This window comes from Spiroplasma endosymbiont of Megaselia nigra (genome assembly GCF_003987485.1).
In the GTDB taxonomy this organism is placed as follows: domain Bacteria; phylum Bacillota_I; class Bacilli_A; order Mycoplasmatales; family Mycoplasmataceae; genus Spiroplasma.
The window spans coordinates 1-18771 of the sequence record NZ_RCOO01000001.1 but is presented as its reverse complement, the minus strand read 5'-3'; the positions used below and the strand labels follow the sequence as shown (position 1 = coordinate 18771).

General features: G+C 30.2%; 35 protein-coding genes and 1 pseudogene. 26 read left to right on the top strand and 10 right to left on the bottom strand.

Features of this window, described 5'->3' with window-relative positions; all coding sequences use genetic code 4:
- Nucleotides 1–4: 4 nt before the first annotated feature.
- From rplB to D9R21_RS00055, 26 genes are all read left to right on the top strand, one after another.
- A complete protein-coding gene (rplB, locus tag D9R21_RS00180; RefSeq protein ID WP_126820593.1) occupies nucleotides 5–841 on the top strand; it encodes a 50S ribosomal protein L2 in 837 nt (278 codons plus the stop codon).
- Between the two features lie 83 nt (nucleotides 842–924).
- Nucleotides 925–1200 carry a 30S ribosomal protein S19 gene (gene rpsS / locus D9R21_RS00175; protein WP_126820592.1) on the top strand — a complete coding sequence of 92 codons (276 nt, stop codon included), beginning with the start codon at nucleotides 925–927 and terminating at the stop codon, nucleotides 1198–1200.
- Between the two features lie 28 nt (nucleotides 1201–1228).
- Nucleotides 1229–1567, top strand: coding sequence for a 50S ribosomal protein L22 (rplV, locus tag D9R21_RS00170; protein ID WP_126820591.1), 339 nt, complete (start codon nucleotides 1229–1231; stop codon nucleotides 1565–1567).
- A 19-nt stretch (nucleotides 1568–1586) separates the two neighbouring features.
- Nucleotides 1587–2345, top strand: coding sequence for a 30S ribosomal protein S3 (rpsC, locus tag D9R21_RS00165; protein ID WP_126820590.1), 759 nt, complete (start codon nucleotides 1587–1589; stop codon nucleotides 2343–2345).
- Nucleotides 2345–2758, top strand: coding sequence for a 50S ribosomal protein L16 (gene rplP, locus D9R21_RS00160; RefSeq protein WP_004028429.1), 414 nt, complete (start codon nucleotides 2345–2347; stop codon nucleotides 2756–2758). Before rpsC ends, rplP begins: the two co-directional genes overlap by 1 nt.
- Nucleotides 2759–2761: 3 nt before the next feature.
- The gene (gene rpmC / locus D9R21_RS08615; protein WP_126820589.1) at nucleotides 2762–3772 is read left to right on the top strand and encodes a 50S ribosomal protein L29; all 1011 of its coding nucleotides are present in this window, start codon (nucleotides 2762–2764) and stop codon (nucleotides 3770–3772) included.
- A complete protein-coding gene (rpsQ, locus tag D9R21_RS00150) occupies nucleotides 3769–4029 on the top strand; it encodes a 30S ribosomal protein S17 (RefSeq protein ID WP_196234361.1) in 261 nt (86 codons plus the stop codon). Before rpmC ends, rpsQ begins: the two co-directional genes overlap by 4 nt.
- Nucleotides 4030–4050: 21 nt before the next feature.
- On the top strand, nucleotides 4051–4419 hold the full coding sequence (gene rplN, locus D9R21_RS00145) for a 50S ribosomal protein L14 (RefSeq protein WP_004028433.1): 369 nt from the start codon (nucleotides 4051–4053) through the stop codon (nucleotides 4417–4419).
- 10 nt (nucleotides 4420–4429) lie between these two features.
- Nucleotides 4430–4750, top strand: coding sequence for a 50S ribosomal protein L24 (rplX, locus tag D9R21_RS00140; protein ID WP_126820587.1), 321 nt, complete (start codon nucleotides 4430–4432; stop codon nucleotides 4748–4750).
- Between the two features lie 19 nt (nucleotides 4751–4769).
- The gene (gene rplE, locus D9R21_RS00135) at nucleotides 4770–5312 is read left to right on the top strand and encodes a 50S ribosomal protein L5 (RefSeq protein ID WP_126820586.1); all 543 of its coding nucleotides are present in this window, start codon (nucleotides 4770–4772) and stop codon (nucleotides 5310–5312) included.
- A gap of 13 nt (nucleotides 5313–5325) precedes the next feature.
- A complete protein-coding gene (locus D9R21_RS00130; RefSeq protein ID WP_126820585.1) occupies nucleotides 5326–5511 on the top strand; it encodes a type Z 30S ribosomal protein S14 in 186 nt (61 codons plus the stop codon).
- 19 nt (nucleotides 5512–5530) lie between these two features.
- A complete protein-coding gene (gene rpsH, locus D9R21_RS00125; protein ID WP_114564644.1) occupies nucleotides 5531–5920 on the top strand; it encodes a 30S ribosomal protein S8 in 390 nt (129 codons plus the stop codon).
- 24 nt (nucleotides 5921–5944) lie between these two features.
- Entirely contained in the window at nucleotides 5945–6484 is a 540-nt protein-coding gene (gene rplF, locus D9R21_RS00120) for a 50S ribosomal protein L6 (protein ID WP_126820584.1), read from the top strand.
- 21 nt (nucleotides 6485–6505) lie between these two features.
- Entirely contained in the window at nucleotides 6506–6871 is a 366-nt protein-coding gene (gene rplR / locus D9R21_RS00115) for a 50S ribosomal protein L18 (protein ID WP_126820583.1), read from the top strand.
- Between the two features lie 18 nt (nucleotides 6872–6889).
- Nucleotides 6890–7504 (top strand): 30S ribosomal protein S5, encoded by a 615-nt coding sequence (gene rpsE, locus D9R21_RS00110; protein ID WP_126820582.1) that lies wholly within the window; start codon nucleotides 6890–6892, stop codon nucleotides 7502–7504.
- 12 nt (nucleotides 7505–7516) lie between these two features.
- Nucleotides 7517–7954, top strand: coding sequence for a 50S ribosomal protein L15 (gene rplO, locus D9R21_RS00105; protein ID WP_053390521.1), 438 nt, complete (start codon nucleotides 7517–7519; stop codon nucleotides 7952–7954).
- A gap of 26 nt (nucleotides 7955–7980) precedes the next feature.
- Nucleotides 7981–9381: a preprotein translocase subunit SecY gene (gene secY, locus D9R21_RS00100; RefSeq protein ID WP_196234359.1), complete on the top strand. Its 1401-nt coding sequence runs from the start codon at nucleotides 7981–7983 to the stop codon at nucleotides 9379–9381.
- Between the two features lie 18 nt (nucleotides 9382–9399).
- Nucleotides 9400–10038 carry an adenylate kinase gene (locus D9R21_RS00095; RefSeq protein ID WP_126820580.1) on the top strand — a complete coding sequence of 213 codons (639 nt, stop codon included), beginning with the start codon at nucleotides 9400–9402 and terminating at the stop codon, nucleotides 10036–10038.
- A 24-nt stretch (nucleotides 10039–10062) separates the two neighbouring features.
- The gene (infA, locus tag D9R21_RS00090; protein ID WP_126820579.1) at nucleotides 10063–10281 is read left to right on the top strand and encodes a translation initiation factor IF-1; all 219 of its coding nucleotides are present in this window, start codon (nucleotides 10063–10065) and stop codon (nucleotides 10279–10281) included.
- 37 nt (nucleotides 10282–10318) lie between these two features.
- On the top strand, nucleotides 10319–10432 hold the full coding sequence (rpmJ, locus tag D9R21_RS00085) for a 50S ribosomal protein L36 (protein ID WP_126820578.1): 114 nt from the start codon (nucleotides 10319–10321) through the stop codon (nucleotides 10430–10432).
- 17 nt (nucleotides 10433–10449) lie between these two features.
- Nucleotides 10450–10815, top strand: coding sequence for a 30S ribosomal protein S13 (rpsM, locus tag D9R21_RS00080; RefSeq protein WP_126820577.1), 366 nt, complete (start codon nucleotides 10450–10452; stop codon nucleotides 10813–10815).
- 18 nt (nucleotides 10816–10833) lie between these two features.
- A complete protein-coding gene (rpsK, locus tag D9R21_RS00075; protein WP_126820576.1) occupies nucleotides 10834–11223 on the top strand; it encodes a 30S ribosomal protein S11 in 390 nt (129 codons plus the stop codon).
- 15 nt (nucleotides 11224–11238) lie between these two features.
- On the top strand, nucleotides 11239–12192 hold the full coding sequence (locus tag D9R21_RS00070; protein WP_126820575.1) for a DNA-directed RNA polymerase subunit alpha: 954 nt from the start codon (nucleotides 11239–11241) through the stop codon (nucleotides 12190–12192).
- 15 nt (nucleotides 12193–12207) lie between these two features.
- Nucleotides 12208–12567: a 50S ribosomal protein L17 gene (gene rplQ, locus D9R21_RS00065; RefSeq protein ID WP_126820574.1), complete on the top strand. Its 360-nt coding sequence runs from the start codon at nucleotides 12208–12210 to the stop codon at nucleotides 12565–12567.
- Nucleotides 12568–12639: 72 nt separating this feature from the next.
- Nucleotides 12640–13383 carry a type I methionyl aminopeptidase gene (map, locus tag D9R21_RS00060; RefSeq protein WP_126820573.1) on the top strand — a complete coding sequence of 248 codons (744 nt, stop codon included), beginning with the start codon at nucleotides 12640–12642 and terminating at the stop codon, nucleotides 13381–13383.
- A gap of 145 nt (nucleotides 13384–13528) precedes the next feature.
- Nucleotides 13529–13708: a hypothetical protein gene (locus tag D9R21_RS00055; RefSeq protein ID WP_126820572.1), complete on the top strand. Its 180-nt coding sequence runs from the start codon at nucleotides 13529–13531 to the stop codon at nucleotides 13706–13708.
- 32 nt (nucleotides 13709–13740) lie between these two features.
- Here the strand turns inward: D9R21_RS00055 and D9R21_RS00050 are convergent, their stop codons facing one another.
- The 10 genes and pseudogenes from D9R21_RS00050 to D9R21_RS00005 all read right to left on the bottom strand — a co-directional run bounded on the left by D9R21_RS00050 (nucleotide 13741) and on the right by D9R21_RS00005 (nucleotide 18724).
- Entirely contained in the window at nucleotides 13741–14190 is a 450-nt protein-coding gene (locus D9R21_RS00050) for a hypothetical protein (RefSeq protein WP_241525447.1), read from the bottom strand.
- A gap of 204 nt (nucleotides 14191–14394) precedes the next feature.
- Complete coding sequence (locus D9R21_RS00045) at nucleotides 14395–14820, bottom strand: hypothetical protein (protein WP_126820570.1); 426 nt, start codon at nucleotides 14818–14820, stop codon at nucleotides 14395–14397.
- Nucleotides 14780–15694: a UPF0236 family transposase-like protein gene (locus tag D9R21_RS00040; RefSeq protein ID WP_126820569.1), complete on the bottom strand. Its 915-nt coding sequence runs from the start codon at nucleotides 15692–15694 to the stop codon at nucleotides 14780–14782. The genes D9R21_RS00045 and D9R21_RS00040 overlap by 41 nt, the downstream gene beginning before the upstream one ends.
- Before the next feature lie 211 nt (nucleotides 15695–15905).
- Nucleotides 15906–16364, bottom strand: coding sequence for a hypothetical protein (locus D9R21_RS00035; RefSeq protein WP_126820568.1), 459 nt, complete (start codon nucleotides 16362–16364; stop codon nucleotides 15906–15908).
- Nucleotides 16365–16391: 27 nt separating this feature from the next.
- Nucleotides 16392–16532, bottom strand: a complete 141-nt coding sequence (locus D9R21_RS06815; RefSeq protein WP_158613831.1) for a hypothetical protein — start codon at nucleotides 16530–16532, stop codon at nucleotides 16392–16394.
- Between the two features lie 67 nt (nucleotides 16533–16599).
- Entirely contained in the window at nucleotides 16600–16938 is a 339-nt protein-coding gene (locus D9R21_RS00030) for an HNH endonuclease (RefSeq protein WP_126820567.1), read from the bottom strand.
- Nucleotides 16939–17010: 72 nt separating this feature from the next.
- Nucleotides 17011–17696, bottom strand: a pseudogene (locus D9R21_RS07985) (recombinase RecT).
- Nucleotides 17686–17970: a Dna2/Cas4 domain-containing protein gene (locus tag D9R21_RS00015; RefSeq protein ID WP_126820564.1), complete on the bottom strand. Its 285-nt coding sequence runs from the start codon at nucleotides 17968–17970 to the stop codon at nucleotides 17686–17688. The pseudogene D9R21_RS07985 and the gene D9R21_RS00015 overlap by 11 nt, the downstream one beginning before the upstream one ends.
- A gap of 234 nt (nucleotides 17971–18204) precedes the next feature.
- Entirely contained in the window at nucleotides 18205–18402 is a 198-nt protein-coding gene (locus D9R21_RS00010; protein WP_126820563.1) for a hypothetical protein, read from the bottom strand.
- A 127-nt stretch (nucleotides 18403–18529) separates the two neighbouring features.
- Entirely contained in the window at nucleotides 18530–18724 is a 195-nt protein-coding gene (locus tag D9R21_RS00005) for a hypothetical protein (RefSeq protein ID WP_126820562.1), read from the bottom strand.
- Between the last annotated feature and the right edge of the window lie 47 nt (nucleotides 18725–18771).

Below are 18771 nucleotides of genomic sequence, written 5' to 3'. Positions count from 1 at the left end.
AAAAATGCCAATTAAGAGTTTTAAACCAGTCACACCGAGTCGTCGTAATATGACGTCATTAGATTATTCCGTGTTGACAACTGATCGCCCGGAAAAATCATTAATTGAAACTCGGAAAAAACATGCTGGTCGTAATAACCAAGGAGTTATTACAACAAGACATAAAGGTGGCGGCCACAAAGTTAAATATCGTATTATTGACTTTAAACGTAATAAGGATAATATTATTGGAAAAATTTCAACAATTGAATATGATCCAAATCGTAATGCCTTTATTTGTTTAGTTAATTATGTTGATGGTGAAAAAAGATATATTTTAGCACCAAAAACCATCAAAGTTGGAATGCAAATTGTTAGTGGTGAGAAAACAGATATTAAAGTTGGAAACTGCATGAAATTAAAAAACATTCCAGAAGGGACTGTTCTACATAATTTAGAATTACGTCCAGGCAAAGGTGGACAATTAGCTCGTTCAGCTGGTTCATCAGTGCAATTATTAGGGAAAGATGAAGATGGTAAATATGTCACAATTCGATTAACATCAGGTGAAGTTCGTAAAGTTTTAGGAGAATGTCGAGCAACAGTTGGTGAAGTTGGAAACGAAGACTACGCCCTAGTAAATTGAGGAAAAGCAGGACGAAACCGCTGACGTGGAATTCGTCCAACTGTTCGTGGGTCAGTTATGAACCCAAATGATCACCCCCATGGTGGGGGAGAAGGTAAAGCTCCGGTTGGTCGAAAGGCACCAATGACACCATGAGGTAAAAAAGCATTAGGAGTGAAAACTCGTAACAAGAAAAAAGCTTCAACTAAATTAATCGTTAGAAGACGTAATAAATAATCTTGCTAATTAGGGTCAATCCGAAAAATAATAGTTGAAAGTAAAAATCAAAATTAGAGAGATTATATATAGGAGGTAAAACAATGTCACGAAGTCTGAAAAAAGGGCCATTTGTTGATAAACATTTACAAAAAAAAGTTGAAGCATTGAATACTGCGAATAAAAAAGAAGTTGTTAAAACTTGAACAAGAAGAAGCGTTATCTTCCCAGAATTTATTGGTCATACTTTTGCTGTCCACAATGGAAAAGAACATATTCCAGTTTATGTTACCGAAGATATGGTTGGTCATAAATTGGGAGAATTCTCACCAACAAGAAAATTTGGTGGACATGGCGATGATAAGAAGAAGAAAAAATAATTAAATTCAGAAAGTGAGTATTATATAAATGGATGTAAAAGCAAACTTAAGAAGTATTAGAATATCGCCACGAAAAGTAAGATTAGTTACCGATTTAATTCGGAATAAAAAAGTGGGAGACGCAATAGTTATTCTTAACAACACAAATAAAAAATCATCAGTTCCAGTTCAAAAATTAGTTAAATCAGCGGTAGCAAATGCCGTTAATAATAATGGATTGGATGCTGATCGCTTATTTATTAAAGAAATCTTCGTTAACGAAGGACCAACATTAAAACGTTTCCGTCCGCGTGCACATGGGCGAGCATATGAAATATTGAAGAGAACAAGTCACATCATAGTTACTGTTAGTGATGGACAACAATAAGAAAGGAAGATAACAAGAGATGGGTCAAAAAGTTAGTCCAACAGGATTACGCGTTGGAGTTATTAAAACGTGAGATTCAAGATGATACGCTGAAAAGCAAGAATATGTCAAATGATTGCATCAAGATATCAAGATTAGAAAAGCTCTAATGAAAGAATTAAAAGGAGCAAGTGTTTCTAAAATTGAAATTGAACGAACAAAAAAAGAAATTGTTATCTTTATTAGAACTGCTCGTGTTGGTGTTGTCTTAGGACAAGAAGGAAAAAACATCGCAAAATTAGTAAAATTAGTACATATTACAATTGGCGATCGTAAAATAGAAGTAAAAATTAATGTTGTTGAAATTAAAAACCCAGACACTGATGCACAATTAGTGGTGAATACCATTGCTGAACAGATTGTTAATCGTGCTTCATTTAGAAGTGTTCAAAAATTAGCAATTAAAAAAGCAATGAAAGCTGGAGCACAAGGAATTAAAACTTCCGTTTCAGGACGTTTAGGTGGTGTAGATATGGCACGAACAGAAGGATATACCGAAGGAACCGTACCATTAGCAACTTTACGTAGTGATATTGATTATGCTTTAGCCGAAGCTTTAACAACCTATGGCCAAATTGGAGTTAAAGTTTGAATTTGTAAGGGAGAAATCCTAAGCAAAGAATTAGTTTCTACAAGTGATGAAAAACCAAAGTTTGAAAAACGCGACTTTAATCGTTCAAACAATAATCGTCGTGATCAAAGACCAAAATCACACCCTGCTGCTAAGGAGGCAAAATAATGTTATTACCAAAAAGAACAAAATATCGTCGTCCGCATCGTATTAAATATGAAGGAAAAGCAAAAGGAAATACGAAAGTAGATTTTGGAGAATTTGGATTAAAATCACTAGATGGAGCGTGAATTACAAACCGCCAAATTGAAGCAGCGCGGATTGCAATGACACGTTATATGAAACGTTGAGGAAAAGTTTGAATTAGAATTTTTCCTCATATGGCAAAAACAAAAAAACCATTAGAAGTTCGAATGGGTTCAGGAAAAGGTTCACCCGAAGAATGAGTAGCAGTTGTTAAAACAGGAACGGTCATGTTTGAAGTAGCAGGTGTTTCTGAAGAAACTGCCCGTGAAGCATTACGATTAGCAATGCATAAATTACCAGTAAGATGTAAGATTGTTAAAAAAGGAGAAGAGTAAGAGATGAATGATTTAACCAAAAAATCAGTTGAAGAATTGAAAAAACTGGAAGAAGAATCACGTGCTGAATTATTTGCGTTACGATTCCAATCAGCAATGGGGAATTTAGAAAAACCACATCGCATTGGGGAATTAAAAAAGCAAATTGCTCGCATTTTAACAATCTTATCTGCTCGTAAAAATGCTGGGGAAAACACCGCAATTAATGTTAAAGTTAATTTAAATGAAACATATGCGAAAATTGAAAAAGAATCACAAGCATTTGTAAAACAACGCAAGGCAAAAATTGAGCAAATGATGGCTGAGCAACAAGCTGCTGAAGGAGAAATGCCAAGTTTAATGGATTTACCATTAAATGACGCAATGGACTTAACAGAAGAAGATGTTGTTTCAACAACAGGAGAAGCAAATGTTCTTGATGAACAAAAAACACCAGTTGCGGCAAAGAAACCAGCCGGTGGGAAAGAATCTCCTAAGAAAAAAGTTGTTGGGGAAGAAAAACCGACAACTTGAAAAGCAGCTACATCAGCTGTGAAAAAAGCCCCAGTGGCTAAAAAAGATGTTGTACAAGAAACTAAAACTGATAAAGATGCAACATTAAAAACTTTAATTAAAGAAAAAGCTGCGGCAAAGAAACCAGCAGCAAAAAGTAAAACAACACCAAGCGACAAAACAACAGTAACTGTTAAATCAGTTACTTCGGCTAAAGCAGACATTGAAGTACCAAAAGGAACAAAAAAAGCAGAGCCAACTAAGACAACTAAAAAAACAACTGAACTTAATTCAAAAGAAAAATTAGCAGCAATTAAAAGTTCTGTTGCGATGGGTGGCACTACAAAAGGGCGTGGTTCAGGAGTTAAAATTGATTTAGAATTAAAAACAAAAGACCCCAACGCAAAAGAATATACTTATGGTACAAATTGAAAAGAAAATCGTGATAAAATCTTAACCGCTGGTAAAACAACAAAAAAAGCCGATGAAAAAACAACTAAGAAAGGGACAAGGAAAAAATAATGGAAAGAAATAGTCGTAAAGTCTTACAAGGACGTGTTATTTCAGATAAAGCTGAAAAAACAATTACTGTTTTAGTTGAAACATATAAAAATCACCTCTTATATAAAAAACGTGTAAAGTATTCAAAAAAATATTTAGCACATGATGAACAAAATCAAGCCCACATTGGAGATAAAGTAAGCATTATGGAAACGCGTTCTTTATCAAAAACTAAACACTTTCGTCTAATTCAAGTTATTGAAAAAGCAATTGGTTAGTAAGAAGAGGATAATAAAAAAATGATCCAACAAGAATCAAGATTAAAAGTTGCTGATAACTCTGGGGCAAAAGAAGTGTTAGTAATTAAAAATTTGGGTGGTTCATGACGAAAGTTTACTAATATTGGGGATATCGTTGTATGTACAATTAAAAAAGCAACCCCTGGTGGAATTGTCAAAAAAGGACAAGTTGTTAAAGCGGTTATCGTGCGTACTAAACGTGGTTTAAAACGAAGTGATGGAACACAAATTCAATTTTCAGAAAATGCTGTAGTATTAATTAAAGATGATAAAAACCCACGTGGAACACGGATTTTTGGGCCAATCGCCCGGGAAGTTAAAGATGCTGGTTTTGTAAAAATTGCATCATTAGCACCAGAAGTATTATAGGAGGCTATTTATGAATAAAGTTAAATTTAAAAAAGGTGACTTAGTGAAAGTTATAGCCGGAAAACATAAAGGAACAGAAGGTCCAATCATTCGTGTCTTACGTGAAAAAAGTCGTGTGGTAATTGAAGGAATTACAAATATTAAACATGTGAAACCTTCACAAGATAACACTGAAGGAGGAATTCAACAAGTTCCCGCTTCAGTTCATATTTCAAATGTTGCATTAATTGACCCAAAAAATAAAAAAGAAATTACTAAAATTAGTTATCAAATTGCTGATAATGGTAAAAAAGTTCGCATTGCTCGTAAATCAAAAGTACATTTAGCATAGAAAGGAATAATGATTAATAATGAATGTTAATTTAGAAAAAAAATATAATAATACAATTGTTAAAGAATTATTCAAAGAGCAAGGTTTTCAATCAATAATGCAAGTTCCTGTTGTTAAAAAAATTGTTGTTAACATGGGAGCTGGGGATGCAACACAAAATAGTAAAGTAATTGAAGATATTACAAATGAATTAGCATTAATAACTGGGTTACAACCAGTTGTTACCAAAGCTAAAGGTTCAATTGCTTCCTTTAAATTACGTGAAGGAATGCCAATTGGAGCAAAAGTTACTTTACGTGGGAAAAAAATGTATCAGTTTTTAGATAAACTAATCAACATTGCTTTACCACGAGTAAGAGATTTCCGTGGGCTTAATAAAGATGCCTTTGATGGGCGTGGAAATTATACCTTAGGAATTAAAGAACAAATTATTTTCCCTGAAATTGACTATGATAAAGTTAAAAGAGTACGGGGAATGGATATTACAATTGTCACAAGTGCAACAAATGATGCTAATGCTCGAGCATTATTAAGCAAAATGGGAATGCCATTTAAAAAATAGGAGAAAAGAAGATATGGCCAAAAAATCATTAAAAGTTAAACAACAATGCCATCCAAAATTCAAGGTAAGAGGTTATACTCGATGTGGAAACTGTGGACGATCTCATGCTGTGTTACGTAAATTTGATTTATGTCGTTTATGCTTTAGAAATTTAGCAAGTAAAGGACAAATTCCTGGGGTTAGAAAAGCTTCATGATAGAAAGAGAGACTAATTAATTATGATGATTGATACAATCGCTGATATGTTAACAAGAATTCGCAATGCTAATCAACGTTTACACAAAAGTGTAAAAATGCCGTCAAGTAAAATGAAAGTAAGAATTGCTGAGATTTTGAAAGAAGAAGGCTATGTCGAAGACTTTAAAGTATCAGGAGATATTAAAAAAGACTTAACGTTAACTTTAAAGTATAAAGGTAAAACAAAAGTTATTTCAGGATTAAAACGAATCTCAAAACCAGGTTTAAGAGTTTATGTAACCGTTGAAGAAGTACCTCAAGTTTTAAATGGGATGGGAATTGCAATTATTTCAACAAACCAAGGAATTATGACAGACAAAGCAGCAAAACAAGCTCACTTAGGTGGGGAAGTTATTGCTTATGTGTGATAGAAATATTTAAAGGAGAGCAAAACAATGTCTCGAATTGGTAATAGAGAGTTAAAAATTCCAGTTGGTGTTAAAGTAACAATTCAACCAAATAATGTTATTGTAAAAGGCGCAAAAGGACAATTAGAACAAGCAATTCCAAGTGTTATTACTGTTGCTGCCAAAGAAGGTGTTGTGACAACAACTAGAGCAAATGATGTGAAACATAGTAAGCAATTACATGGCACAATTAATTCTTTAATTCAAGGAATGTTAGAAGGTGTCAGCAAAGGTTTCAAAAAAGAATTAGAAATTAATGGAGTAGGGTATCGTGCGGCGTTAGCTGGTGATAAGTTAACGTTAAGTTTAGGATATTCTCATCCAATTGAATATAAAATTCCGCAAGGAATTACAATTACACTTCCAAAACCAACACAAATTATTGTGGAAGGAATTTTAAAACAATTAGTTGGGGAAGTAGCTGCAAACATCAGAAATTATCGTAAGCCAGAACCTTACAAAGGTAAAGGGGTTAAATACAAAAACGAACACATTATCCGTAAAGAAGGAAAATCTGCTGGTAAATAGCAGAAGAAAGGAATATCAACAATGGCAAATTTACAAAGTCAAAGTCGTAGTGCAAAACGAAAAAGAAGACATTTTCGTGTTCGTGCCAAAATTAATGGTACAACAGCTGTTCCTCGTTTAAATGTGTTTAAATCAAATGGGCATTTTTATGCTCAATTAATTGATGATGTGAAGCAAAAAACAATTGTTGCAGCCTCAACATTAAAAATGGCTGGTTTAAAATCAACAAGCAATATTGCAGCGGCAGAAAAAGTTGGCGCTGAAATTGCAAAAAAAGCACTTGATAAAAAAGTTACAACGGTAGTATTTGATCGCGGTGGATATTTATACCATGGCAAAGTAAAAGCATTTGCAGAGGCTGCTCGTAAAGCAGGACTGAAATTTTAAAAGGAGCAATAAGAAGATATGGCAGAGAATAAAACAGATTTAAAACCAAATACAGGAAACTCAGCTCAACCAGCAGCAAAAAAAGAAGGACCACAACATAATTTTCGGCAAGGCAATCAACGTTTTGAACGTAATAATGATCGTCGTGGTGATGAAAATATGTTTGAAGAAAAAGTCGTAACAATTCGTCGGGTTACTAAAGTAACAAAAGGAGGACGTCATTTCCGCTTTGCGGCAGTTGTTGTGATTGGTGATAAAAAAGGTCGCGTTGGTTTTGGGACTGGAAAAGCAAACGAAGTTCCTGATGCAATCAAAAAAGCAATTAAAGAGGCAAAAAAACAATTAGTAAAAGTGCCACTAGTGGGAACAACTGTTCCACATGAAGTTATTGGTCATTTTGGAGCAGGAAAAGTATTAATTAAACCAGCTCGCAAAGGGACAGGAGTTATTGCTGGAGGACCAGCCCGAGCTGTGATTGAATTAGCAGGTTTAGCAGATGTTTATACAAAATCATTAGGATCAAATACCCCAATTAATATGATTCGTGCAACATTAGATGGTTTAATTAATTTACGAACAATTGATCAAATTGCAAAATTACGTGGTAAAACCGTAGAAGAGTTACAAGGATAAGAGGACAGAACAATGAAATTAAACGGATTACAGTATACTGATGGAGCCCGTCATAGTAAGAAACGACTAGGACGAGGAACTTCATCAGGATTAGGAAAAACAGCTGGTAAAGGACATAAAGGGCAAAATGCCCGCACCGGTGGTGGTGTTCGCCCTGGATTTGAAGGGGGACAAACTCCTATCTTCCGTCGTTTACCAAAGGTTGGTTTTACTAATTTAACAACCAAAAAATATGTCTTATTAAACTTAAGTGATTTGGAAAAATTAGGATTGAATGAAATTAACCATCAAACATTAGTTGCCAAAAAAGTGCTAAAAAATGAAAAAGAATTAATTAAAATCTTAGGTAATGGTACAATATCTAAGAGTGTTAATGTTAAAGTTAACAAAGTTTCGCAAACTGCAAAAACAGCAATTGAAAAAGCTGGAGGAAAAGTGGAGGTAATATAGTGAAAACTAAAGCGAAAAAAAGAAAAATGACTCGCCATAATCGCGAGGTTGACATTGTTAAATCATCAAACTTTTTTGTTAAAAATAAAGATTTGATTAAACGAATTTGTTTTACTTTATTAATTTTAGTTTTAATTCGTTTAGGTAGTTATTTAACAGTCCCGGGCGTAAAAATTTCACCTGACTTTCAAGATTTATCAAACAATGATCAGTTCTTTAGTTTGATTTCAATGTTAGGAGGAGGAACGCTTGGAAAGTTTTCAATTTTAGCTTTAGGGTTATCACCATATATTACTGCTTCTATTATTGTACAGTTATTATCAACTGATGTAATTCCGCCTTTATCACGCTGAGCAAAAAGTGGAGAACGTGGGCGGAAAAAATTAGATCGCTTAACAAAGTGATTAACAATTCCATTTGCAATTATGCAAGGAATTGCCACAATTTTTACTATGGCAAACCAAGGCATTATTTCTCCAAAATGAGATTCATCTGATTTTGGAACGGGAAGTCCGATCTTTTATTATACATTAGTTCCAACCGCCTTAATTGCAGGAACAATGTTAATGCTTTGATTAGCAGATCAAATGACAATTAGAGGGATTGGCAATGGGATCTCATTAATTATTTTTGCTGGAATTGTTGCGCAATTACCAAATAATTTACAAACAACTTTTAAATTCTGAATTTCAGGACAAGAAGACATTAACTTATTATTTGATGGAATTTTAAAATTCTTAGTGTATGTTGTAATGTTCTTATTAGTGGTTTTATTTGTTGTAATGTTAAATGAATCAGAACGGAAATTGCCAATTCAGCAAACAGGAAGTGGTTTGGTATCTGGAAATGAAGAAACCTGCCACTTCTTACCATTAAAAATTAATTCCGCTGGAGTTATTCCCGTAATTTTTGCCTCGGCATTAATTTCAGCCCCAATTACTGTTGCACAGATTATTAGTGTAAGTAATCCAAATAATGGTTTTGTGCAATTTACCAATAATTATTTATCGTTTAGTACATGACCAGGAATTATTATTTATGCGATTTTAACAATTTTATTTACTTTCTTATATTCACAAGTACAAATGAATCCTGAAAAAATTGCTGAGAATTTTCAAAAGGCCGGAACCTTTATTCCTGGTGTTCGCCCTGGGAAAGAAACTGAAAAATACATTAAGGGAACAATTAACCGTTTAAGTATTTTAGGGTCAGTCTTTTTGGCGGCAATTGCAATTTTACCTTATGTGATTAGTAAATTAACAGCTTTACCAAGTGCATTAGCAATTGGAGGAACAGGATTAATTATTATGGTATCAGTCGCATTAGAAACAATGCGTCAAGTTAAAGGACGAATTACGCAACAAGCGTTTATTGATAAAAAGTCGCAACAATTAACGGATGATACTAAAGATTCATATTTATGATAGAAAGCCAGAGGAAAGTTAATGCGAAATTTTATTTTGTTAGGAGCTCCTGGTAGTGGAAAAGGAACCCAATCAGACCATTTAGTTAAAAAGTTTGGTTTTACGCATATTTCAACCGGTAATATTATTCGTGATAATATTAAGCAAAACACACCATTAGGTATTTTGTGTCAACAGTATGCTGACCAGGGAAAATTAGTTCCTGATGATATTATGATTCAAATGGTTGAAAATCATTTACAAACAGTAACTGGTGATTTAATTTGAGATGGTTTTCCGCGCACAATTGCGCAAGCAAAAAAATTAGATCAATTATTGCAAAAACTAAATAGCAAGGTTGATCATACATTATATTTTGAAATTGATGAAGCAAAGTTAATCGAACGAATTACGGGACGTTTAACTTGTCCAACTTGTGGACGAACATATCATAAAACAGCAGTGCCCCCAAAAGTGGCATGAGTTTGTGATGATGATCAAACTCCATTAGTACAACGTAAAGATGATAATGAAGAAAAAATTAAAATTAGATTAGCGGCATATCATGTTGATACTGCACCGTTAATTGAATATTATTTAAATCAGCAAGTATTAACCGTTATTGATGCTGATATGGAAGGAAATGCTGTCTGAGACCAAATTATGGCAGTTTTAAAATAACGGAGATTGGAGGTAATAGATAAAATGGCCAAAACTGATTTATTAGAAGTACAAGGAACAATTTTAGAATTATTACCAAATACAATGTTTAAGGTGCAATTAGAAAATGGTGCAACTATTTTAGCTCACGTTTCGGGTAAAATCCGGATGAATTACATTCGCATTTTACCCGGCGATACAGTAGTTGTTGAAATGTCACCTTATGACTTAGAACGTGGGCGTATTGTTTTTAGACATAAATAAACAAAATAACAAAAATTTTGGTAAAGGAGAATACACGATGAAAGTAAGATCATCAGTTAAAAAAATCTGCGACAAATGTCGTGTAATTAGAAGAAAACGGCGTGTGATGATAATTTGTTCACAGCCAAAACATAAACAACGACAAGGTTAAAAAGGGAGGAAAAGAATATGGCACGTATTGGCGGAGTAGATATTCCAAATGATAAGCGCGTAGTAATTGCGTTAACATATATTTATGGAATTGGAAAACCACAATCACAACAAATTTTAAAAGAAGCAAAAATATCAGAAGATATTCGTGTGAAAGATTTATCAGAAGATGAATTAACAACAATTAGAAATGAAATTGCCAAATTAAAAACCGAAGGAGACTTACGACGTGAAGTTGCCTTGAATATTAAACGTTTAATGGAAATTGGTAGTTATCGTGGAATTCGTCATCGTAAAAGTTTGCCAGCACGCGGACAGTCGTCAAAGCAAAATGCACGAACAGTTAAAGGACCACGTAAAACAGTTGCTAATAAGAAAAAATAGTAGATAAGGAGAACAATTATGGCTGTTAGAAAAAAAACGAATAAGAAAAAAGTTAAAAAAAATGTCCTAAAAGGAATTGCACATATTCATTCAACTTTCAATAATACAATTGTTACCCTTTCTGATGAAGCGGGTAATGTCATTTCATGAGCATCAGCAGGAGCAATGGGTTTTAAAGGAAGTAAGAAGTCAACTCCTTATGCTGCCCAAATGGTTGCTGAAGCAGCTGGAAAAGCAAGCCAAGAACACGGAATGAGTAGTGTTCAAGTTGAAGTAAAAGGGCCAGGCCCAGGGCGTGATGCTGCGGTACGGAGCATTCAAGCAATTGGATTAGAAATCACTTCAATTAAAGATGTAACGCCAATTCCTCACAATGGGGCACGTTCACCAAAAAGACCAAGAGGATAGGAGAAAGATTAGGCGATGAAACAATTTATTAGACCAGAATTTAAATTACAAGTAGAAGATAAAGCCAATAATTACGGAAAATTTTTAGTTGAACCGTTAGAACGAGGATTTGGTGTTACATTGGGAAATGCGATACGTCGAACATTACTATCAGTAACACCAGGAGCCGCTGTTTTTGCTGTTCGAATTAAAGGTGCCTCGCATGAATTTACTGCTATTCCCGGTGTTGTTGAACATGTTACAAAAATAATTTTAAATATTAAAAATTTAGTATTAAAAATTAATCAAGATATTATTCCAGATGGAGAATCAGTAATTTTAAAAGTAGTTTCTTCAAAAGAAGGAGAAATTTACGCAAGAGATTTAGTTGTCCCAACTGGAGTAGAAGTTATCAATGGTGATTTATTATTAGCAACAATTGCTAAAGGTGGAGAATTAGACTTGGAGCTACATGCTCGTAATTCGCGTGGGTATAAATCATTTACAGATAATAAAAAAGAAAAAAAATATGCTGATTTAATTGTAATTGATTCAAATTATTGTTCAATTCAGCGTGTGGCATATAATGTTGAACCAACAAAGGTGGGGAAAAATGCTGACTTAGAAAAATTAGAATTAGAAATTCAAACTGATAGTTCAATTACGCCAGTTAACGCTGTTGCAATGGCAGCAAAAGTTATTACTGAGCATTTAGAATTCTTTGTTAACTTGAATGAAGCAATTAAAGCAACCCAAATTATTTCATCTGAAGCAGAAGCGGAAGAAGATGAATTAGATCGTAGCATTGATGAACTAGAGTTTACGCAACGTTCACAAAATTGCTTAAAAAGAGCAAAAATTGATACTTTACGTGATTTAGTTTCAAAATCAGAAGATGAAATTCAAGAAATTAGAAACTTAGGGAAAAAATCATTAACAGAAATTACTGATAAAGTAACCCAATTAGGTTTAAACTTTCGACGTGATTAAGAGAGGTGAAAAAGGATGTCATACCAACAAAAAAGAGGGAAAAATACTGCATGAAGAAATGGCTTAATGCGTAATTTAGCAACCGAATTAATTATTAATGAACGGTTGGAAGTAACAGAAACACGCGCCAAAGAATTACGCCGTCATGTTGATAAATTAGTGACACTAGGAAAACGACAAGATTTACATGCTCGTCGTCGTGCTGATAGTTTTTTACGTGATATTGATGCAAATGAAAAGGAAACCGCATTACAAAAATTATTTAATGGCATTGCCAAAAAATATAAAACTCGTAATGGTGGTTATACACGCATTTTAAAATTAGATAATCGTAAAGGAGATAACGCTCTGATGGTGATTATTGAATTAGTCTAATCAAAAAACTAACGACACAACAGTTAGTTTTTTTCTTTTTATGATAAAATAAAATCTGAAAGGAATTTAACGATGATTACAATTAAAACAGACCAAGAAATTGAATATATGCGCAAAGCTTGTTTAACATTAAAACAAATTCATCAAGAATTAAAAGCGATGATTAAACCAGGAGTAACAGGCGTTATGCTTAATCAACGCGCAGAAGAAATTATTCGAGCAAATAATTGCCAACCAAATTTTAAAGGTTTATATGGTTTTCCCGCGACTATTTGTGTTTCTTTAAATGAAGTTTTAGTGCATGGAATTCCAAATCATACGCCATTTGTGGAAGGTGACCTTGTTTCTGTTGATGCGGGTTGTTCATATGAAGGTTATAATAGTGATGGCGCTTTTACTGTAATTGTTGGAAAACCGCGCACAACAGAACATGTGAAGTTATTAACTGTCACTGAAACAGCACTAGCAAAAGCAACCGCAATTTTAAAACCAGGAGTACGAATTGGTGATATTGGTGAAACAATTCAAACATATGTTGAAGGAGAAGGCTTTTTCTTACCAACTGAATTTACTGGTCATGGAATTGGGCGTGAATTACATGAAGAACCAATGATTCCTAATGTTGGAACAGGGGGGGTAGGAATGCGCTTACAAGCTGGAATGACAATTTGTATTGAACCAATGGTTCAAATTGGGACTAAAGCAATTAAAATGTTAGATGATAATTGAACACCAGTGTCAGCGTTACATTTATGTAGTGCCCATTTTGAAGATACAATTTTAATTACTCCGACTGGATATGAAGTTTTAACTTAATTATTTTTAAAAATAATAATCGTACCGAATCCTTAATAAAGTATTTGACCCATTTTTTAATTTTCTTGTGAATAAATTGAAAAATTGGTAATTATTGTGTACCATAAATGAGTAGGGCTTTATGTTTAACATGAAGGGAGTTATTATGCGATTTAAACAAAGAAATTGAGTTTGAAAAATTAATATTTTTGGCAAACATATTAAAGCTGGAGCAGGAAAACGAAATCCGTTTGATTATGCCCGAGTTAAAAAAAAGACCCGAGAATTAATTAGAAAACAACGATTAGAAGCAAAAGTAAATAAAAATAATAACTATCAATTTTAAAAAACCATACTTTCTTAGTATGGTTTTTTAAATTATTTATTAAGTTGATAACTATTTTTAATTTTTTGATAAATCATTGTTTTGTAATCTTTATCAAGAAAGCCAATAAATGTAAAAACACCAACAAAATGATAACCAATACCTAATTCTTTTTCATTTATTTTTGCAAAAGTAATTAATTGGGTTTGACGTTCTAATTGTTTTTCGCCTAATTTTTGTTGTTTTGTCTGATCATTTGTGTCATTAAAATAATAAATATAATTTCAGTCATCGGACATATAATTTGCATATCCCTTTTTAATTGCTAATGCTTTTGGGGTGAGAGAAACAATATTAGGAAATCAAACTTGTTGATAATGATTAATATTATAGCAACTTGTTAAAGTTGAAAGCTGATTTTCATCAGTAAATAAGGTGCTCAAGACATCAAAAATTGTTCGAAATATTATTTTATCATCAGTTGTAATTTCTTTTTTTTGCAAAATTTTTGGTCGTATAAATAATTATAGGGTAACTTATATAATTTAAGAAATTAGAACACTTTAAGCATTCCACTTACACTATTATTTTAAACCAAACTATTTTATTGTCAATATTTATCTATTATATTTTTCATTTTTATTATTTTTACACACTGAAAAATAATTTTTATTTAACTTACACTTTTAAAATTAATGAATTAAAAACTAAATACTTAAATTTTGAACTTTAAGAACTTCAACTAAATTATTTTTATTAATTACAATATTTTTCATTTCTTTATTATTTTTCATATTTGTTTCACTATTAGTTTTAATCATTGAAGCGGTTAATAAATTATTAAAAGTTAATTTATTATAAATTTTGCCTCCCCTACCTTTAACACTTTTTGCTTTCGAAATATCACCTTCCATGTGACAACCAATATTATTAGGGAGAATTTGATTGCGAATACCTTTTTCATTATTTTTAATATATTTAATTGTTTTTAATAAATAACTTCGTTTATTTCCAACAATATATGGCAAAAGAGAATTTAATAAATCTAATAATTCATCATATTTTCCATTATAAAAATAGTGTTTTGCTACATTATATTTTATTTCTTTTTCGATATGATAATAAATGTTCAAATTTTTTAACTAAATGATACTTATCTAAACTTACATCAAGAATATTATTTTTAAATTCTTTCGCAATAGAATTAGCGATAGTTTCGATATAATTTGCACCATTACCCAAAACTAAAATCTTTGTATCTTTTTTAATATTATAACTATGCATTGCTTCAATAACTTTATTTGTAAATACCTTAATATTAGTTAAATTTTTAATTTTATGTGGAATATTATTCATTTCGAAAACACCTTTTTTATTTTTAATTACTGGTCTTTTTTCAGTTGATTTTTCCTTATCAAACCCAGTATGTATACTAGAAATTAATATATGTTCTTTTAATTTTTCTTTGGTTTTATCATCTCGCATAGTTTGAAATGTACCATCCGCTTGAACATATATAGTATCTCCGGTAATATCTATTTTATTACTTTGATTAATATGAATATAGTCAATTTTATCTAAATCAACATTCTTATAAATATTTGATATTGTCATATTACTAATTTTTGAATTGGCAACTGTATCTATAACATCACGATATCTTTTTCCATCGCCCATAAATGATAATATTTTTTCTCGCAATGAATTTTCTGTTCTTTGTCATTTTTTAATTCCCAAATATTCGTCTAACAAAAAAACATATACATTTCTTTTTAAAATTTCATCAAAATAATAATATCTTCTTCGCGAAATAGTTACACGGCATCTTTTTGTTATTATAGTTTTATTTCTTTTTTCTTTTATTTTATATTTTTGATATTCTGGATTTTCTTTTGTCATTTTAAACAATTCATAATCTTTTTCAATTAATTTTTTAGTAATATCTTCAATATATTTTTTATCATTTTCTTCTTCAACATCTTTAAAAAAAACAATATTTGTAATCATTTTAGCATTTCCACCTTCTAATTATTATCAAATAATACTCACACACTAACTCTATTTTTAATATTTGTCAAATTTATTTTTAATAAAAAACAAGATTACTATTAATCTTGTGATATACATAATGCTGATATAATTAAATGCTATTAATTTATATTAATTTTTATTAAAGATGGCTATGGAATATGTTTTTTGAATTAATAAATATTTTGCATTATTCATAATTTATTACCTCGTAATCTGCTTCTTCATCTTCTAAATAATCACTAATTAAATCTTTAATCTCATCAATTTCATATCAATTGCAATTTAAATCAAAATCTGTTGATAATGAAATATTACCCACATGTCGTTCCTCATCACCAAATTTAAGATATAAATTTAACTCTAAATTATCTGAATAATCACTATTAATTTGTGCATAAATAATATCTTTATTGTTAATTTTTAATGCTTTATTACATATCATTTTTAATTCCTCCGAATATTCTTTTATAGTTATGCCACTATGTCTATGTTCCGTAATGCCACAATAACTATTAAATTTAAATGTCATTTCAAAATGACCATGTATTTTAATTTTTTTTAAAGTTTCTAAGGATTTATTTTTAATTTCATAATCACTAGGAAAGTATATTCTTCTACATTGATTACAATGTTTATAACTTGCCATTTTTTCCTCCTAATTTTGTTTTCCTAATTATCAATGTTCATCAGTCATATCTTCAAATGAAACTGAATAACTTTTACGCATTAATTTTTGTAATTTATTTTTTTGATTACATTCTTTTTGAAAGCAATAACCTCAATATAATTGTTTAAGACAGATTTTCTTTTTCATATATCCTCCATTAATTAACAAAGTTAAAAAACTTTATTAATTTTATTTTTTATATTTACTTTTAGAATTATTTTTTATTTATTATGTATTCACCAGTTTCTAAATTAATTTCAATGTTATCATTAAATGCTTTTTCACGCATATGTTCTTTGTTGTGACATTTTAAACATAATAACTCTAAATTATTTATTGATAATAATATTTCTTTATTTCAATTAATAAAATCTTGATCTTTTATATATTTTTTATGATGAACTATTATTCCTTTATTTAAATAACCCTTATCTTTTTTGCATCTTTCACACATACCCAGTTTTAAAGTGAAGTAATAATCCCTCACTTTTTTTCATTCAGTAGTATGATAAAATTTATTACGAATTGGGCGAGTTTTATATTTATTATTCATTAAAAATTATTATTCTAATGTTAAATCATCATTAATTAAAACATTTTCATTAAAATTTTTATTTTTTTCATTTTAATTATTAATATTGTTGTTTGATTCAATGCTAATAAGTTGTTGATTGTCAATATAATTTATATTGTTGTCATCATTAATAACTGTTTGATCATATTTATATGCTTCTTGCATTTCAATATTCATAATTCCTCATTTTTTTAATAAGGTAGATAAAACAGTTTTAAGAGACATATCACCGAAACCACTAACCATAAATTTTCCATATTTTTTATAAGTTTGTGAATATTTACTAAAATGACTTTCGCATTGTTCTTTTGTTCAAAATAAAGTTTTTTCAAAACCATTTAATAGTTTAAAATATGCTACATATCCAATAGTTTCTTTTTTAATTCACCATCTTTAACTTCAATAGCATTAATAGTTAAATATTGTCCAGTTCTAATGGCGAGTTGAATATACACTTTATAACCGATTTGAAGTTGTGCCAAATACTTATTTTCTTTTTCATTGTAGTGGGGCAAAACATAAATAAAACCTAAATTTTGATCTATTGGTAAATTTAATAACATACCTTGATAACACGCTGATAAAATACTATTTAATTCACATTTGCTGAATAATTTGTTTTTATTTCAAATTAAAAGAACATTTTTGACAAAAATATCTTTTTCTTTTTCATTTTTAAATTTTGTATCTAATCAATTTTTCGTATTTGGTTGTTCTAAATAATTTTTAATTTCCATTTTTAATATTCTCTTTAAAATTTGCACTATTTTTTAAAAATTGTGCTTTTGCATCTTGTCATTCTAAATTTAATTTAGTTGTTATTTTAAAATTAATTCTTTCAATTCCATTTTCATTTATAATTCAAATTTCGCCTTTATCAGCAACATTAATACCATTGGCTTTTAATAAATGTGCATATTCCGTAATTTGTAATTGTGCCATTTTAATTTTTTTAAGCTCAACATTTTTTCAAGTTTTAAAATCAACAACAACTGCATTATTATTTTCCATATAAACCAAATCGGGTGTACCACAAATTAATCCATCTGAAATTGGTTGTTCTATTATTGCTATAATTTTTTTAAATTCTTTTTCAATTTTTTTAATAAAATCATTAAACTTTTTTATTAATGGAAATAATTCTTTAATTTCATTATATTCAACATTTAATAATTCTAATATTTGATTAATATTGTTTCGTGAGTTTTTATTTTTAACACAATCGTATAATATTCTTGATGCAAATTAATGAATAATATTTCCCCTAATTATTGCTTTATTAAAATATGTAGAACCTTTAATATCATAATAAGTTTTATTAAAATAGTTACTAACTATTGGTGTAACACTTGGTAAAAATTTATTATTAAATTTATATCTATGTTCATCTTTTCAAAATTCAGCTTCATACTTTAAATTAATATTTTTATCAATAAATTTCATAAATAATTTAATAATGAAACTTTGTTTTATAATTAATTTCTAATCCATCAATTTTAGGATTTTCAATTTGCTGATTTTTTATTCAATTTAAAACATAGTCTGTAGACTGCACCCATTTTAGTAAGTACTAATAAAAAGTATTTACTATTTTTTTTATTATATCTTTTTCTTTACGATTTGAATATCATGTATTTCATTTTATAACATCTTGTATATATTCTTCATGTGAATTATATATTTTATTATGGATTGTAGCTTTCTTAAGTAATGAATGAAAACTTTCTATAACAATATTATCTGCACAGTGGTATTTTTTACCCATTGAAATTATAATACCGTTAGAGACACATTTATAGTGATAAATAGCGG